The sequence below is a fragment of the Mesorhizobium sp. BHscii genome (assembly GCF_053848065.1).
In genome coordinates this window covers 22641-37302 of sequence record NZ_JBSPKW010000002.1, presented here as the reverse complement: position 1 = coordinate 37302, position 14662 = coordinate 22641, and the positions used below count along the sequence as shown (strand labels likewise).

Genomic DNA, 14662 nt, shown 5'->3' with positions numbered 1-14662 from the left:
CGCGCCCCTTCGGGAGCCGGCCAGAGTCTTGCGCCCATAGCGCGAAAAGCTGGACCAATCGACAGCGTATCGGCGAAAGGGCATGTGTTCGGCCTCTTTCTTGGAGGAATATCATGCAAAAATCGATCGAGCGCATCGCCGGCGACAGCGAGGGCGTTTCCTATGAATTCCCGGTGTTCCGCTTGGAGGGAGCGGACAAATCGGCATCTTCGGCCTATCTGCAGGCAGCGCTTCATGCCGGCGAACTGCCGGGCGTCGTCGCCATCGACGCGCTGATGCCGATGCTTGAAAAAGCCGAAGCGGAAGGCCGCATCAAGGGCAATATCACCGTCGTACCCCAAGCCAACCCGATTGGCCGCGCCCAGTATCATTTCGGCGAGCATCAGGGCCGCTTCCATCTGGGCACCCGCAACAACTTCAACCGCGGCTTTCCGCTGCTGGCCGCGCCCGACATCTCACTCCTGCCGAACACGACGCGTGGCACCGTCGACCAGCGGCTGAAGACCCGGCTGCTGCAGCTTTCCATCGGCCACGACATCGTGCTCGACCTGCATTGCGACGACGAGGGCCTCGCCTACCTCTATGTCCACACCAGCCTGTGGCCGGCGATGGCGGATTGCGCGGCCGCCATGGGCGTCGACGCGGTGGTGCTGTGGGATGAGGACACCGACGGCACCTTCGAGGGCGCCTCGATCATGCCGTACCAGAACGTTCCCGCCGACGTCGCGCGCCTCGATCGACGCGTCGCCACCACGGTCGAATATCGCGGCATACTCGATGTCGATGGCGCTCTGGCCGCCTCAGATGCCGAAGGGCTCTATCGGCTGCTGGTGGCACGCGGCGTGATCGTGGATCAGACCCTGCCCGAGCCCGGCGGCCTTGCCGGGCCTAATTTTTTCACCGGCATTGTCGCACCGCTCGAAAACATCGACATGATGCCGGCGCCCCGAGCGGGCGCGGTCCTTTACGAGGTGAAGCCCGGCGACCGTGTGGCAAAAGGCGCACTGCTTGCCACCATCGTCCATGCGCCAGGTGAGCCCGACGGCCGCACGCAAGTGTTCGCACCGCAGTCGGGCATCATCCTGACACGGCGTTCCCGGCGCATCATCCGTGCCGGCGAAGACCTGCTGAAGCTGGTCGGCGACAGGAAGAGCGCCGACGCAAGGTCGGGGACGCTGGAGGACTGAGGGCCTATGCCCTTCGCCAAGCGCTTCATTGAATCCAGTTGCGTGGCCGTTCAATCGCCGCTATTGGAATCGCCATGAACATGCGCTCGATCAAGACCGTTTGGTGGTGGGCTCGCTGACAGCGGCCTGTTCGAACGCGTGCGCGTGAAAATAGAAGGTGGCCGCAACGGAATGTCCGGGCGGCCATTTGTTTTTTCAAGCCATGCCCCGGGTCCGTTGCCCCAAGCCGCTGATATACCCAAGACGCTGATGGAGACGGCAATGACGACGAAAATTCTGGAGAACGGGGCGGAGCGCTTCGTCACGGCGGGTGGCGTGACGATTACCCGCGAGCGCCATGACCGGCCTTATGAAGGCGCGATTGACGCCTATATCGACGGGCTGAATTCACGCCGTGGCGCCGTGTTTTCCTCCAATTACGAATACCCCGGCCGCTATACGCGCTGGGACACCGCCATCATCGACCCGCCGCTGGTGATCTCGGCGCGCGGCCGCGCCATGCGCATCGAGGCGCTGAACAGCCGTGGCGAGGTGCTTCTGCCGGTGATCGGCAAGGCACTCGGCGGGCTTGACGACGTGACGATCGCCGAGACCTCGAAAAAACTCATCCGCCTTGATGTAGCCAAGCCCGGCCGTGTCTTCACTGAAGAAGAACGCAGCCGCGTTCCCTCCGTTTTCACCGTGCTGCGCGCCATCACCGCTCTGTTCAAAACGGAGGAAGACGCCAATCTCGGCCTCTACGGCGCCTTCGGCTATGATCTTGCCTTCCAGTTCGATCCGGTCGACTACAAGCTTGAGCGCCAGCAAAGCCAGCGCGACCTTGTGCTGTTCCTGCCCGACGAGATCCTGGTCGTCGACCACTATTCGACCAAGGCCTGGACCGACCGCTACGACTATTCCGGCGACGAGTTTTCGACGGAGGGATTGCCCCGCGACGAGATCGTCGAGCCGTTCAAGACCGCCGACCGCATTCCGCCGCGCGGCGACCATGAGCCGGGCGAATATGCCAATCTGGTGCGCAAGGCGATGGAGAGCTTCAAACGCGGCGACCTGTTCGAGGTGGTGCCCGGCCAGATGTTCTACGAGCGCTGCGAGACACCGCCTTCCGACATTTCACGCAAGCTGAAGACCATCAACCCGTCGCCCTATTCCTTCTTCATCAATCTCGGCGAAGGCGAATACCTGATCGGCGCTTCGCCCGAAATGTTCGTGCGCGTCAACGGCCGCCGTGTCGAGACCTGCCCGATCTCCGGCACGATCAAGCGCGGCGACGACGCCATTTCCGATTCGGAGCAGATCCTGAAATTGCTCAATTCGAAGAAGGACGAATCCGAGCTGACCATGTGCTCGGACGTCGACCGCAACGATAAGTCGCGGGTTTGCGACCCAGGCTCGGTGCGCGTCATCGGCCGCCGCCAGATCGAGATGTATTCGCGGCTGATCCACACCGTCGATCACATCGAGGGGCGGCTGCGCGAAGGCATGGACGCCTTCGACGCGTTCTTGTCGCATGCCTGGGCGGTCACCGTCACCGGCGCGCCGAAATTATGGGCGATGCGCTTCATCGAGCAGAACGAGAAGAGCCCGCGCGCCTGGTATGGCGGCGCGATCGGCATGGTCAATTTCAACGGTGACATGAACACCGGCATGACGCTTCGCACCATCCGCATCAAGGATGGCATCGCCGAGGTGCGTGCCGGCGCCACGCTGCTCTTCGACAGCATTCCCGAGGAAGAAGAAGCCGAAACCGAACTGAAGGCATCCGCCATGATCTCCGCCATCCGCGACGCCAAGTCAGGCAATGCCGCCGACACCGAACGCGCCACCGCGCGCGTCGGCGACGGCGTCAACATCCTGCTGGTCGACCACGAGGACTCCTTCGTCCACACGCTGGCCAACTATTTTCGCCAGACCGGCGCCAATGTCTCGACCGTGCGCACACCTGTGCCGGACGAGGTCTTCGACCGGCTGAAACCCAACCTGGTCGTGCTGTCGCCCGGTCCCGGCACGCCGAAGGACTTCGACTGCGCCGCCACCATCAAACGGGCCCGCGCGCGCGACCTGCCGATCTTCGGCGTCTGCCTCGGCCTGCAGGCCCTGGCCGAGGCCTATGGCGGAGAGCTGCGGCAGCTGCACGTGCCAATGCATGGCAAACCGTCGCGCATCCGCGTGTCGAAGCCGGGCATCATCTTTTCCGGCCTGCCCAAGGAGGTGACGGTCGGCCGCTATCACTCGATCTTCGCCGATCCGGTGCGGTTGCCCGATGGTTTCGTCGTCACGGCCGAAACGGAAGAAGGCGTCATCATGGCCTTCGAGCACAGCAAGGAGCCGATCGCTGCGGTGCAGTTCCACCCGGAATCGATCATGACTCTCGGACACAATGCCGGCATGCGCATCATCGAGAACATCGTTGCGCATCTGCCGCGCAAGGCCAAGGAAAAGGCGGCTTAGCTCCGGTTTCGGCGGCCGGAAGCAATCAATGACCGCAATCGATCCGAAGACCGCCGCCAAGCGCAAGGTCGCCAGCCTCGCCTTCTGGTCGATAGTCGTCGCTTTCGTCGTGCTCGGCCTGAAGCTGGCGGCCTGGCACGTCACCGGTTCCGTGGCGCTGTATTCGGACGCGCTGGAATCGATCGTCAACGTCATTGCCTCGGCCGCAGCCTACTGGGCGATCCAGGTCAGCTACAAGCCGGCCGACCAGGATCATCCATTCGGCCATCACAAGGCCGAGTATTTCTCGGCCGTGCTGGAAGGCGTGCTGATCGTTCTGGCAGCCCTGCTGATCCTCAACGAAGTGTGGTGGTCCTTGCGGCATCCCGCCCCACTCGAACAGCCCTGGACCGGCCTCGCCATCAACGGTGTCGCGACAGTGATCAACGCCTTCTGGGCCTTAACGCTGATCCGTGCCGGCCGTGCCGAGAAGTCGCCGGCACTGGTTGCCGACGGCAGGCACATCATGACCGACGTGGCGACCTCCGTCGGCGTGTTCATTGCTCTGGTCGGTGCCGTGCTCACCGGTTGGCAAGTCCTCGATCCCGCTCTTGCGGTCATCGTCGCGCTGAACATCCTGTGGCAGGGCTGGCACGTCATCGGCTCGTCGATGAACGGGCTCATGGACCGCGCCGTCGATACACAGGAGCACATGCACATCCGCGACGTCATTTCGGCCAATTGCAAGGGCGCAATGGAAGTCCACGATCTGAAGACGCGGATTGCGGGCCGCGCCACCTTCATCGAGTTCCACCTGGTCGTCGATGCCGATATGTCGGTGGGCGCCAGCCACGTCATTTGCGACCGCATCGAGGATGCGCTGAAGGCCGAGATCCCCTCGGTGCGCGTCACCATTCATGTCGAGCCCGACGACGAGGCAAAGCTGCCCAAGGGCACGACGGCCGTGCCGTTCGCGTGAGGCGGTTCTGTAGGCCCTCAAAACTTCTCAAGGCGTGCAGGCGGATTGCGGCATCGGCTCCAGCCGGTAGACCTTGTCGTCGGATGCGGTCTCGCCTTCGGCCGTCTTCGAGCATAGGTCGATGATCGGCAGGCTGCTGTTGGGATTGGCCAGCATCATCGTGCCATTGGCGCCGCGGCGCAGATAAATCTCCTTGGCTGCGATGTCGCAGGAAAAGTCGCTCGTCTTTCCGCTCGCGACACAGCGCCACTGGTCCGCTTCGCCGTCACAACTGTAGCTCTGCGTGACCTCGGCGGCGTTCCGCCGCGTGGTTACGGAAACAGCTATGTCGGCGCCGCTTGGCCAGCTTGCCGGATCGCCGCCCTTGGCGAAGGAGGCCAGCTCGATCGGGCCCCGGAAAACCCTGATGGTGTGGGTAAGCTGATCGGGATGCGAGTCGAGATGCGCGGCATCGTAGTCGCGCCCGTAGCAGAACGGCTGGTCCGGTTTCAGCCGCTCACGCAGCGGTGCTCCCAGCGCCGGATCGACCGGATCGATGCGCGCGAATTCGGCCTTGCAGGACTGCGTCGGCATACGGTCGAGCCGAAAGCCGTCGTCTTCTGTGCCGAGTGCCTGCTTGGCGTATTCCTTTTCACCCAGCTCATCCTCGGCGCCAGCATCGAGATAAAGGTTGCGATGCACGCCGGAGACGATCAGCCGGCCTTTTTCATCAACGTTCAGTAAGGCCATGGTGCGGTCGCATTCCATGCCGCAATGAAGCTCGCTCGACTGCGGATCATCCTTGCCGCACCAACCGCCAACCCACTCGGGTTTCTTGGCGCCGCGCACCGTCGTCGCCATGAAGCCGTTGTAGCCGGACGAACCGCTGCTCGGCTCCTCGTTGGGATGGCTGACCGGATCGCTGCCGTAGTAGAAGAAAATCCGTCCCACCTTCTGGTTCGGATGTACCTTGAGATGCGCGGCATCATAGACACGCCCGAAACAGGCATCCTTGCCGTCCGGGCTGAGTTCGGTGAGCTTAGGCGTATCCTCGGCAAGGGCGGTGCCGGCAACAGTGGCAAGCAAGGCGACACCAAGTCCGGCGGCCACAATGGTATTCGATGTCATCTGCCCCTCCTCGCCCGACAGGACGTGACTTCAATTTATGCTAGGATCGAGGCCGAAGCCACGCAATTTGCGAGGACGGCATTCTGGAGAACGACATGATGCGACGCCGCGATATTTTCCGCTTGAGCCTTGCCGGATCCGCCAGCCTTTTCGGGCTGCGCCCCGTCAAGGCAGCGGCCGTGGAAGAGGAAAGGCAGAAGGTCGCCTATCACCTCAGCGACCTCGACAAGGTCGGGTTCGTTTTGGGCAATATCAAGAACCACTATGAGGGCACCGGCGGCAAGGTCGACATCGTGCTGGTCGTGCATGGCCCGGCACTCGCCGCTTTCAAGTCGAAGAGCGCATCAGCTGCCATTTCCAGCCGTTTTTCCGGCCTGGTCCGGGACGGGCTGACCTCACATGCTTGCGCCAACACCATGCATGGCATGGATGTTGCGCTCACCGATCTGCTCGACGGCTTTCATGCCGCCGAGACCGGCGGTGTCGTCAAGCTCGCCGAATTGCAGCGCCAGGGCTACGCCTATTTGCGGCCCTGAACCGCTACTGACTTGAACATGAGGGCGGCGAGGCCCTACGAATGGTGGGAGAGTCCCGGAGGAATAGACGTGCCATCCACCATAACCGCCATTGTCACCCCCACCCTGGTCATCCCCGACCTCGCCGGCAAGGCGGTGCTGATCACCGGCGCTTCGACCGGCATCGGGGCGGCACTTGCACTGGCCTACGCCGCGCAGAAATGCCGCGTCGCACTGCATTACAATTCCAGTCGGGCAGCTGCCGAAAACCTGGCCGGGACCATCCGCAACGGAGGCGGCGAGGTATTCCTGATCCAGGGCGATTTCTCGATCTCCGCCGATGTCGAGCGCGTCGTCGAGAACAGCGCGCAACACTTCGGCCGGCTCGATGGCCTGGTCAACAATGCCGGCGGCATGCTTGGGCGCGTACCCTATGCCGAGCAAACCGAGGCGCATTACGACGCGGTGATGGACCTCAACGCCCGCTCCGTGCTGACCGCCTCGCGCAAGGCGATGCCATGGCTGAAGCGCCAGGGCGGCTTCATCGTCAACACCTCGTCGATTGCGGCGCGCAATGGCGCCGGCGGCGGCGCCGGCCTTTATGGCTCGGCCAAGGCCTTCGTCTCCAATGTGACCCGCGGCATGGCCAAGGAACTGATCGGCTTCAACATCCGCGTCAACGCGGTGGCGCCGGGCACCATCGCGACGCCTTTCCATGAGCGCTATTCGACCGAGGAGCAGATGAAGGGCATGGTTGCTACCATTCCGCAGGGCCGCGCCGGCACGCCCGAGGACTGCGTCGGCGCCTATCTGTTCCTCTCGTCCGCTCTGTTGAGCGGTTACATCACCGGCCAGGTGATCGAGGTGAATGGTGGCCAGTTGATGCCGTGAGCGGCGACCTGCATACTTGCCGCGGAAGCCAACGGAGAAAACGGCAATGTACGGTCTGATCGGCAAGATGCGGGCGACACGCGGCCAGCGCGACTCAATGATGGATGTCCTGCTTGCCAGCACCGGCGCCATGCCTGGCTGCCTGAGCTACATCATCGCCACCGATCCGGCCGATGCCGACGCGATCTGGGTGACCGAAGTGTGGACCGACCAGGCAAGCCACAAGGCTTCGCTGCAACTGCCGGAAGTCCAGGCGGCGATTGCCAAGGCGCGGCCGATCATCGCCGGCTTCGAATTCCAGGTCGAGACCCGGCCCGTAGGCGGCTTCGGCCTGCCAGCCGTCAAAACCGGCTGACGCATTTTCACCGCCGCGGGGGTTCGCATCTCCCCGCTTCGGGGCTAAGACCGAAAAATGGATTCCCTGCCAGACCAGCCGACCGTCGAACGCATGGCGCGGGTGCCCAAAGTCTGGCAGTGGCTGGCACTGCTGATCTTCTCGATCCTGTTTGCCGGCGCGCTTGAATTCGGCGCCTTGCCGGCAGCGCTGCTGATCGGACCGATGCTGGCGGCGATCCTGGCCGGCACCAACGGCGCCACGGTGCGCGTGCCGCGCCCTTTGTTCGGCGCCGCCCAGGCGATCGTTGGCTGCCTTGTCGCCGCTTCGATCTCCCCTGACATCTTTCCGGTCTTCTACAAGGAATGGCCGCTGTTCCTCGGCACCGTGGTGGCGACCGTTGCGGCGTCCAGCCTGCTCGGCTGGCTGATCAGCCGCTGGCGCATCCTGCCCGGCACCACCGCCGTCTGGGGCTCATCGCCGGGCGCGGCCACCGCCATGGTGCTGATGGCAGGCGCCTTCGGCGCCGACCAGCGCCTCGTCGCCTTCATGCAATATCTGCGCGTCATCTTCGTCTCGGTGACTGCCGCACTTGTTGCAAAGATGTGGGTCGACACATCAGGCATCGAGGTCCCGGCCGTCATCTGGTTCCCGCCGATCGATCCAACAGCCTTTGCCGGGACACTTGGCGTGGCGCTCGTCGGCAGCCTCATCGGAAAGCTGCTCAGGCTGCCGTCACCCTTCTTCCTCGGCACCTTCATTTTCGGCACTGCTGTGCATCTCGGACTAGGCGTGCCGATGCAGTTGCCGCCTTGGCTGCTTGCCCTCGGCTATACGATGATCGGCTGGACCATCGGCCTGAATTTCACCAGGGCAATTCTGCAGCACGCGACGCGGGCGCTGCCGCAGATCGTCGGTTCGATCATCATCCTCATCGCCTTCTGCGGCGGTCTCGGCTTCATGATCAGTCATGTGCTCGGCATCGATCCGCTGACCGCCTATCTGGCGACCAGCCCCGGCGGCATGGACAGCGTCGCCATCATCGCCGCCGCCGCACAGCACGTCGACATCTCCTTCGTCATGGCGCTGCAATCGGCCCGCTTCCTCGTCGTGCTGCTGGTCGGACCGAGCGTGGCGCGGCTGGTGGCGCGAAGTCTGAGGGAATAGAGGGTAATTTGCGGCTCCAGAAAGACCTGCGGCGCTGTCACCTAAATGGATCAGGCGCGACGCAATCTGCTCGCGGCCGCTGAAGGACCAGCCCAAGTCGCACAGGACTGCGTCGGGTAGGTATAGGAAACGCCAGTCGTTCGGCCCCACTTGCCTCTCTTTGGCTGCTCCTGTATGAAAACCGCCATGATCAACCGCGCCACCTCCGTCGCTTCCCGTCAGACCGGCTTTGCTGGCGAGACCGTGCGCGCGCTTGCTTCCGCTCTGCTGCTTCTCGGCCTTATCGGCGATCGCCGGGTTCGCTGAAGGAGCGCCCGGCGGTCGAACCGCCGCTCACGCGCATGCTCCTTGGCCAGTCTCAAAATTGGCAAGTCACATCAAGTGAATGAACATCTGGTAAAGGCGCCGCTCGGCACCAAATCCGCCTGAGGGCGGATCCCGCGAGCCGCCGGGAGAGACGACAATGAACGCACGAGAAGAGATCCGCGCAGACAGCGGGGAGATGGGCAAGGATGCAGCCCGGGGCATGCCGGAGGCAGCCCGGGGCATGCCGGAGGCAGCCCGGAAATACCAACCCTACCCGACGGTCGGTCTCACCGACCGCATTTGGCCTTCGAAGGTCATCGACAAGGCGCCGATCTGGTGCTCGGTCGACCTGCGCGACGGCAACCAGGCGCTGATCGACCCGATGGGCCACGAGCGCAAGGCGCGCATGTTCGCCCTGCTCCTCGACATGGGCTTCAAAGAGATCGAGATCGGCTTCCCGTCGGCCTCGCAGACCGATTTCGATTTCGCCCGCTGGTGCATCGAAGAGGGCAATGTCTCAGCCGATGTCTCGCTGCAGGTACTGGTGCAGTGCCGACCGGAACTGATCACCCGCACCTTCGAGGCGCTGCAGGGCGCCACCAACCCGATCGTGCATTTCTATAATTCGACCAGCGAATTGCAGCGCCGCGTCGTCTTCGAGAAGGACGTTGCCGGCATCAGGCGGATCGCCACCGATGCGGCCAAGATGATCACCGACATGGCGGCGAAGGCCGGCGGCGGTTATCGTTTTGAATATTCGCCGGAGAGCTTTACCGGCACCGAGCTCGAAGTGGCGCTGGAAATCTGCAACGCCGTCACCGAAATCGTGAAGCCGACGGCGGAAAACAAGCTGATCATCAACCTGCCGTCCACGGTCGAGATGTCGACACCCAACATCTATGCCGATCGCATCGAATGGATGTGCCGCAATCTCGACAACCGCGAGAACCTGCTCATTTCGTTGCATCCGCACAACGACCGCGGCACCGGCGTTGCCACCACCGAACTCGGTCTGATGGCGGGCGCGGACCGCGTCGAAGGCACGCTGTTCGGCAATGGCGAGCGCACCGGCAATGTCGACATCGTCACGCTGGCGCTCAACATGTACACGCAAGGGGTCGATCCCGAGCTCGACTGCTCCGACATCAATCGGATGAAGGACGTCTATGAATATTCGAACCAGTTGAAGATCCCCGAGCGCCATCCCTATGTCGGCGAGCTCGTCTATACGGCCTTTTCAGGCTCGCACCAGGATGCCATCAACAAGGGCATGAAGGCGTTGCGCAAGGCCAACACGCCGTACTGGGAAGTGCCTTATCTGCCGATCGACCCGGCCGATGTCGGGCGCAACTACGAGGCGATCATCCGCATCAACTCGCAATCCGGCAAGGGCGGCATCGCCTATGTGCTGCAGGCGGACTACGGCCTCAACCTGCCGCGCAACCTGCAGATCGAGTTCAGTCAAGCGATCCAGGCGATCACCGACGCCGAAGGCAAGGAGGTGCCGGCCAGGCGCATCTATGAGCGCTTTCTCGACACCTATGTCGATCAGCCCGGCGCGCGGCTCAAGTTCCTCGACCACCACACCTATCCGGACCTTGAGACCAAGGGCCGGCGTGCGGTGGAGGCGATCATCCTCGACAGGGGCAAGGAGGTGACGATTTCAGGCTCCGGAACCGGCCCGATCGACGGCTTTGTCGACGCGCTGTCGCGCCATGTCGGCGTGCCGATGTCGGTGCTCGACTATTCGGAGCACTCCATGCAGCGCGGCTCGAATGCCTCGGCCATCTCCTATGTCGAGATGGAGCATCCCGGCGGCAAGCTGTTCGGCGCCGGCATCAACACCAACATCGTGGCCGCTTCGCTGGAAGCCGTGGTTTCCGCCGCCAATCGCATTGTCGGCCGAAAGGTCGAGTAGAGCAATCCCAGGAAAAGTGTGTAGCGGTTTTCCGTCCGAATTGCTTAAAAACAAATACTTAGAACCGTTCGTCGGTTCTACCAAAGATGAACCGCTCTAGACAAGCTGTCGAAAGCTAACAGCGCTGGAGCAAGATGAACCCACATGGTATCTTCTTGCTCTGGCCTTTCGCGCCGTTAACCACCGGAAAATTATCCGGTGGGGTACGCGATCGCATAATGGATGCATGCTTGTATGGCAGTGCAGGCTCTATATGATTGCGTCTCAACCTGTGCCGACTTCGAAAGGATCGACACTTGCAGCATGCCACGCCTGCCGCCCCCGCAGTGCGCGAGACGTTGGAGCGATTGCTAGCCAGCGAAACGTTCGGGAGATCCGAACGAGCGCGTAAGCTGCTTCGCTATCTGGTCGAGCGCGAGCAGGCAGGCGAAGCCGACAAGCTCAAGGGCTTTTCCATCGCGATGGATGTTTTCGGCAAGGACGGCGATTTCGATCCGTCGACCGACGCCGTGGTCCGGGTGCAGGCGGGCAGGCTGCGCGAGCTTCTGCAGCATTACTTCGCCAATGAGGGCGTTGCCGAGCCGATCCGCATCGCCATTCCGCGTGGCGGCTATGTTCCATCCTATGAACTCAACGCGATCCGCCTGCCGGCCGAGCCGGCGCCGAAGAAACACACCGAGGCGGCTGCCACCTTGTCGGGATCGCTCGAAGAACCCCGCATGGCCGCACCTGCCGTATCGTTGATGTCCCCTGTCGTTCGCGAGCCGGCGCCGTCGCTGCTGCGCCATCTCCAGTTCTTCTGGTTGGCGATCGCTCTGGTCATCGCCATGCTGGGCGTGCTGATCCTTCGCCAGGGAAGCGGCGCATTGCTGGCGGGAAGCGATGCCGCGTCGACGATCGAAAACGCGGTGGCAACCGGCAGCATTGCGCCATGGGCTCCGATTGAAAGCCTTCCGCTCGTCTACATTGCGGTGAAAACCAACAGCGCCGAGGCTGCCCGCGTCGCGGCATCGCTGCGCGCCGGCCTCAGCGGCTTCGACACGGTCAACTTCATCGGTCGGGACGCCGACGGCCCGCCCGATCCGGTCACCGATGCAATCAGCTTCGTATTCGATGTCTTGCCGGGACCAACGGCGGGCGATGTCACTCTGGAGCTTCAAAGTGTGGCGACCGGACGGGTCCTGCTGTCACGCAACTTGACTGCCGCCGACAGCACACCCTCCACCGTCGAGGATAGTGTCGCCGGCATTTTGAGTTCGGCCGTTCCCGCCTCTGGCACGATCTACAACTACATCGAACAGAGCGGCCTTCAGACCGGCCTCACGGAATGTCTGCTGCTCAACGACAAGTACTATCTCGACCAGGGCGCCAAAACCCATGAGGCTGCCTATCGCTGTCTCGAAAACCTGATCAACCAGGATGCGAAATCGTCACTCGTCTATTCGGAGCTCGCGACCCTGCATCTCGAGGCGGCCACAGATCACTACGCCTATCCGGCCGGCGCCACGATCGAACAGGCGATGTCGCTTGCCCGTCGCGCCGTGCAGATGGGGCCAACCAGTCCCTATGCCCACCGTGCCTACGGCTATCTCAATTCCCGCCTCGGCAATTCGGAGGAATCGATCCGCTGGATGCACAAGGCCTACGAACTTAACCCTTACGACCTCAGCATGGCGGCAGCTTACGCCTATGGGCTGATTTTTGCCGGCAGGTATAGGGAGGGAACACCGATCCTAGCTCACGCCGCCGAAACTTCCAGCGCCCATCCGACCTGGTGGGATTACGGGCTTTTCGTCGGGCAGTTCATGGCGGGCGATATGAATAAGGCCGCGCTTGCCAGTGATGCGCTGCAAGCGACGCCCACGAAATCGCACTATCTGGCTGCGCGGCTGATCGGCGCGAAGGCAACCGGCCGCAATCAACTGGCGCACGACCTCGCGAACGAGATGACTGTCAAATTCCCGAAATTCGCTGCAGATCCGCGCGCAACCTTTGTCGAGCGGAGATACCCCGCCGATCTGATCGACCGGCTGGTCGAGGCCTTGCGTGCCGCCGGGCTCGGCAATGCCAGCTAGCGCTTCTAACGCACGGCTGATCGCGGAAATTTTACTGGCCATCGGCTTGGACAAGGCGCAGTCGAGCCAAAATCTGGAATCTCGCGTCCTGTTTGATTTTGCAATAAAACCATAAAATTCATGATTTCATCCCTTTACGCTGCCGAACGGGGCGCCGGCCCGAAGACGGTTGTCTTCCTGCATGGCTTCGGCGGTTGTCACGGGGACTGGCAGGAGGTGATTTCGATACTGGCACTTGGTTCACGGACGCTGGCCTATGATCTACCGGGCCATGGGCTATCCCTCGATTTCCCGGGTGGTGGCCCGGCCAAGGCGGCCGCTCGGGCCGTTCTTGCAGACCTCGCCGCACGCAGAATTAGGAGGGTGCATCTCGTCGGCCATTCGATGGGCGGTGCGGCGGCAGTGCTGATGGCATTGGCCGAGCCCGAAAGGATAGCCTCGCTGACGCTTCTGGCGCCGGGCGGTTTTGGGACTGAGATCAACGGGCCGCTGTTGCGCCGGTACGCCGCCGCTGCCGGCAAGAGTGAAATTCGCGCCTGCCTGGCCGCCATGTCCGGACCGCAAAGCCTGCCCTCGGAGCGCATCGTGGATATGCTTGGCGAAATGCGTGCGCGTCTCGGCCAGTTGCAGAAACTTGTCGAGATCGCGGCCTCTATGACCAGGGGTGATCGGCAGGGCGTCATCTCGCGCGAACGGCTCGAAACACTTGATATGCCGGTGATGGTGGTTTGGGGGATAGATGACGCGGTGCTGCCCTTCACACAGGCCGATAGTCTGCCGGCGCATTTCCACCTGCACCACGTGTTGGAGGCCGGCCATATGCTGGTCGAGGAAGCGCCCGGCCTTATCGCCGAGATCGTCCGCCGCAACATGAAACGCCGCAGCAGGCCGCATCGTCCAAAATCCGCCGCCGCGGCGGATCGATCCCTGCCTGCCAAAGACTGATGGTGCGGCTTCGGGCTGGCTTTTGGTCTTGTAAGCCGCTTAAGGCCTGTCGATCTCGCAAGTGCATTTTGCCAACGGCTGTGTTAATTCGGTGTTAACCAAACCCGCGAGGCAACGCCGATGAAGGATGCAGGCGAGAACATCACCCAGATCGATCAGTCGCGAAAACTGTCCGACGCCATACGCGACGTGAAAAACGCCTTCGCCGACCGCGACGACGTCGTAGTCGACATGCGCGAGGCGCATCGCATGCGGCTCGATTTGCTTGCTGCCGAACTCGCGCCCATCTTCGCCGACGTGCCCGCCGACATGGACAATTTCGACTTCGCCGTCTCGTCCGGGCTGCAGCCGCGCCTATGGATCGACGCCGTCAGCCATGTCGCCATGGGGCGCGACCGCCGCACCTATCGCTTCCTCAAGGACACGCGCATCGGCCGGGTGGTGCTGGCCGAATCAACCGAGATGAAACCGGTTGCCGATCAGGTGACGCGCTACGTCGCGGAGCGCGTCGTCGAACGCCAGCGAATGATGGAAGGCGGGGTCGAGCAGGCTGTCGCCAGCCTGAAACGTGCCTTGGTCCCGGAAGCCGAGCCGCCACTGCGATCCGTGCGGCGCGGCAAGGGTTGGTCGGCGTTTCTCTCCGGTCTTGGCCTGATCGCCGCCGGCGCCCTGGTCGGGCTGGCTGTATCGATCGTGTTGTTCTGGGACCGCCTTGTTGCGATGGGACTGGTTTTTAGACCATGACCCTGAACCGAAGGTCCGCGTAGCCATAGTGGAATCCGGTTTTCGGAAAAGCTCATGGTCAAAC

The 14662-nt window shown here is 62.7% G+C and carries 12 protein-coding genes; 11 read left to right on the top strand and 1 reads right to left on the bottom strand.

Annotation, left to right across the window (positions count from 1 at the left end):
• Nucleotides 1-113: 113 nt before the first annotated feature.
• The 3 genes from ACWTU7_RS02920 (at nucleotide 114) to ACWTU7_RS02910 (ending at nucleotide 4596) form a co-directional block, all read left to right on the top strand.
• Nucleotides 114-1187: a peptidase M14 gene (locus ACWTU7_RS02920; protein ID WP_455837965.1), complete on the top strand. Its 1074-nt coding sequence runs from the start codon at nucleotides 114-116 to the stop codon at nucleotides 1185-1187.
• Between the two features lie 261 nt (nucleotides 1188-1448).
• Nucleotides 1449-3638 carry an anthranilate synthase gene (locus ACWTU7_RS02915; RefSeq protein WP_455837966.1) on the top strand — a complete coding sequence of 730 codons (2190 nt, stop codon included), beginning with the start codon at nucleotides 1449-1451 and terminating at the stop codon, nucleotides 3636-3638.
• Between the two features lie 28 nt (nucleotides 3639-3666).
• The gene (locus ACWTU7_RS02910) at nucleotides 3667-4596 is read left to right on the top strand and encodes a cation diffusion facilitator family transporter (protein WP_455837967.1); all 930 of its coding nucleotides are present in this window, start codon (nucleotides 3667-3669) and stop codon (nucleotides 4594-4596) included.
• Nucleotides 4597-4623: 27 nt separating this feature from the next.
• Here the strand turns inward: ACWTU7_RS02910 and ACWTU7_RS02905 are convergent, their stop codons facing one another.
• Complete coding sequence (locus tag ACWTU7_RS02905; protein WP_455837968.1) at nucleotides 4624-5703, bottom strand: hypothetical protein; 1080 nt, start codon at nucleotides 5701-5703, stop codon at nucleotides 4624-4626.
• 98 nt (nucleotides 5704-5801) lie between these two features.
• On the opposite strand from ACWTU7_RS02905, the gene ACWTU7_RS02900 reads away from it, so the two are divergent.
• The 8 genes from ACWTU7_RS02900 (at nucleotide 5802) to ACWTU7_RS02865 (ending at nucleotide 14598) form a co-directional block, all read left to right on the top strand.
• The gene (locus ACWTU7_RS02900) at nucleotides 5802-6239 is read left to right on the top strand and encodes a DsrE family protein (RefSeq protein ID WP_455838010.1); all 438 of its coding nucleotides are present in this window, start codon (nucleotides 5802-5804) and stop codon (nucleotides 6237-6239) included.
• A gap of 69 nt (nucleotides 6240-6308) precedes the next feature.
• Entirely contained in the window at nucleotides 6309-7109 is an 801-nt protein-coding gene (locus ACWTU7_RS02895; protein WP_455837969.1) for an SDR family NAD(P)-dependent oxidoreductase, read from the top strand.
• Nucleotides 7110-7155: 46 nt separating this feature from the next.
• The gene (locus tag ACWTU7_RS02890; protein WP_455837970.1) at nucleotides 7156-7464 is read left to right on the top strand and encodes a putative quinol monooxygenase; all 309 of its coding nucleotides are present in this window, start codon (nucleotides 7156-7158) and stop codon (nucleotides 7462-7464) included.
• A gap of 57 nt (nucleotides 7465-7521) precedes the next feature.
• Nucleotides 7522-8610 carry an AbrB family transcriptional regulator gene (locus ACWTU7_RS02885; protein WP_065011902.1) on the top strand — a complete coding sequence of 363 codons (1089 nt, stop codon included), beginning with the start codon at nucleotides 7522-7524 and terminating at the stop codon, nucleotides 8608-8610.
• A gap of 547 nt (nucleotides 8611-9157) precedes the next feature.
• Entirely contained in the window at nucleotides 9158-10834 is a 1677-nt protein-coding gene (gene leuA, locus ACWTU7_RS02880) for a 2-isopropylmalate synthase (protein ID WP_455838011.1), read from the top strand.
• 296 nt (nucleotides 10835-11130) lie between these two features.
• Entirely contained in the window at nucleotides 11131-12909 is a 1779-nt protein-coding gene (locus ACWTU7_RS02875; protein ID WP_455837971.1) for a tetratricopeptide repeat protein, read from the top strand.
• A 120-nt stretch (nucleotides 12910-13029) separates the two neighbouring features.
• On the top strand, nucleotides 13030-13854 hold the full coding sequence (locus tag ACWTU7_RS02870) for an alpha/beta fold hydrolase (protein WP_455837972.1): 825 nt from the start codon (nucleotides 13030-13032) through the stop codon (nucleotides 13852-13854).
• Between the two features lie 120 nt (nucleotides 13855-13974).
• Nucleotides 13975-14598: a hypothetical protein gene (locus ACWTU7_RS02865; protein WP_095519236.1), complete on the top strand. Its 624-nt coding sequence runs from the start codon at nucleotides 13975-13977 to the stop codon at nucleotides 14596-14598.
• The last annotated feature ends 64 nt before the right edge of the window (nucleotides 14599-14662 follow it).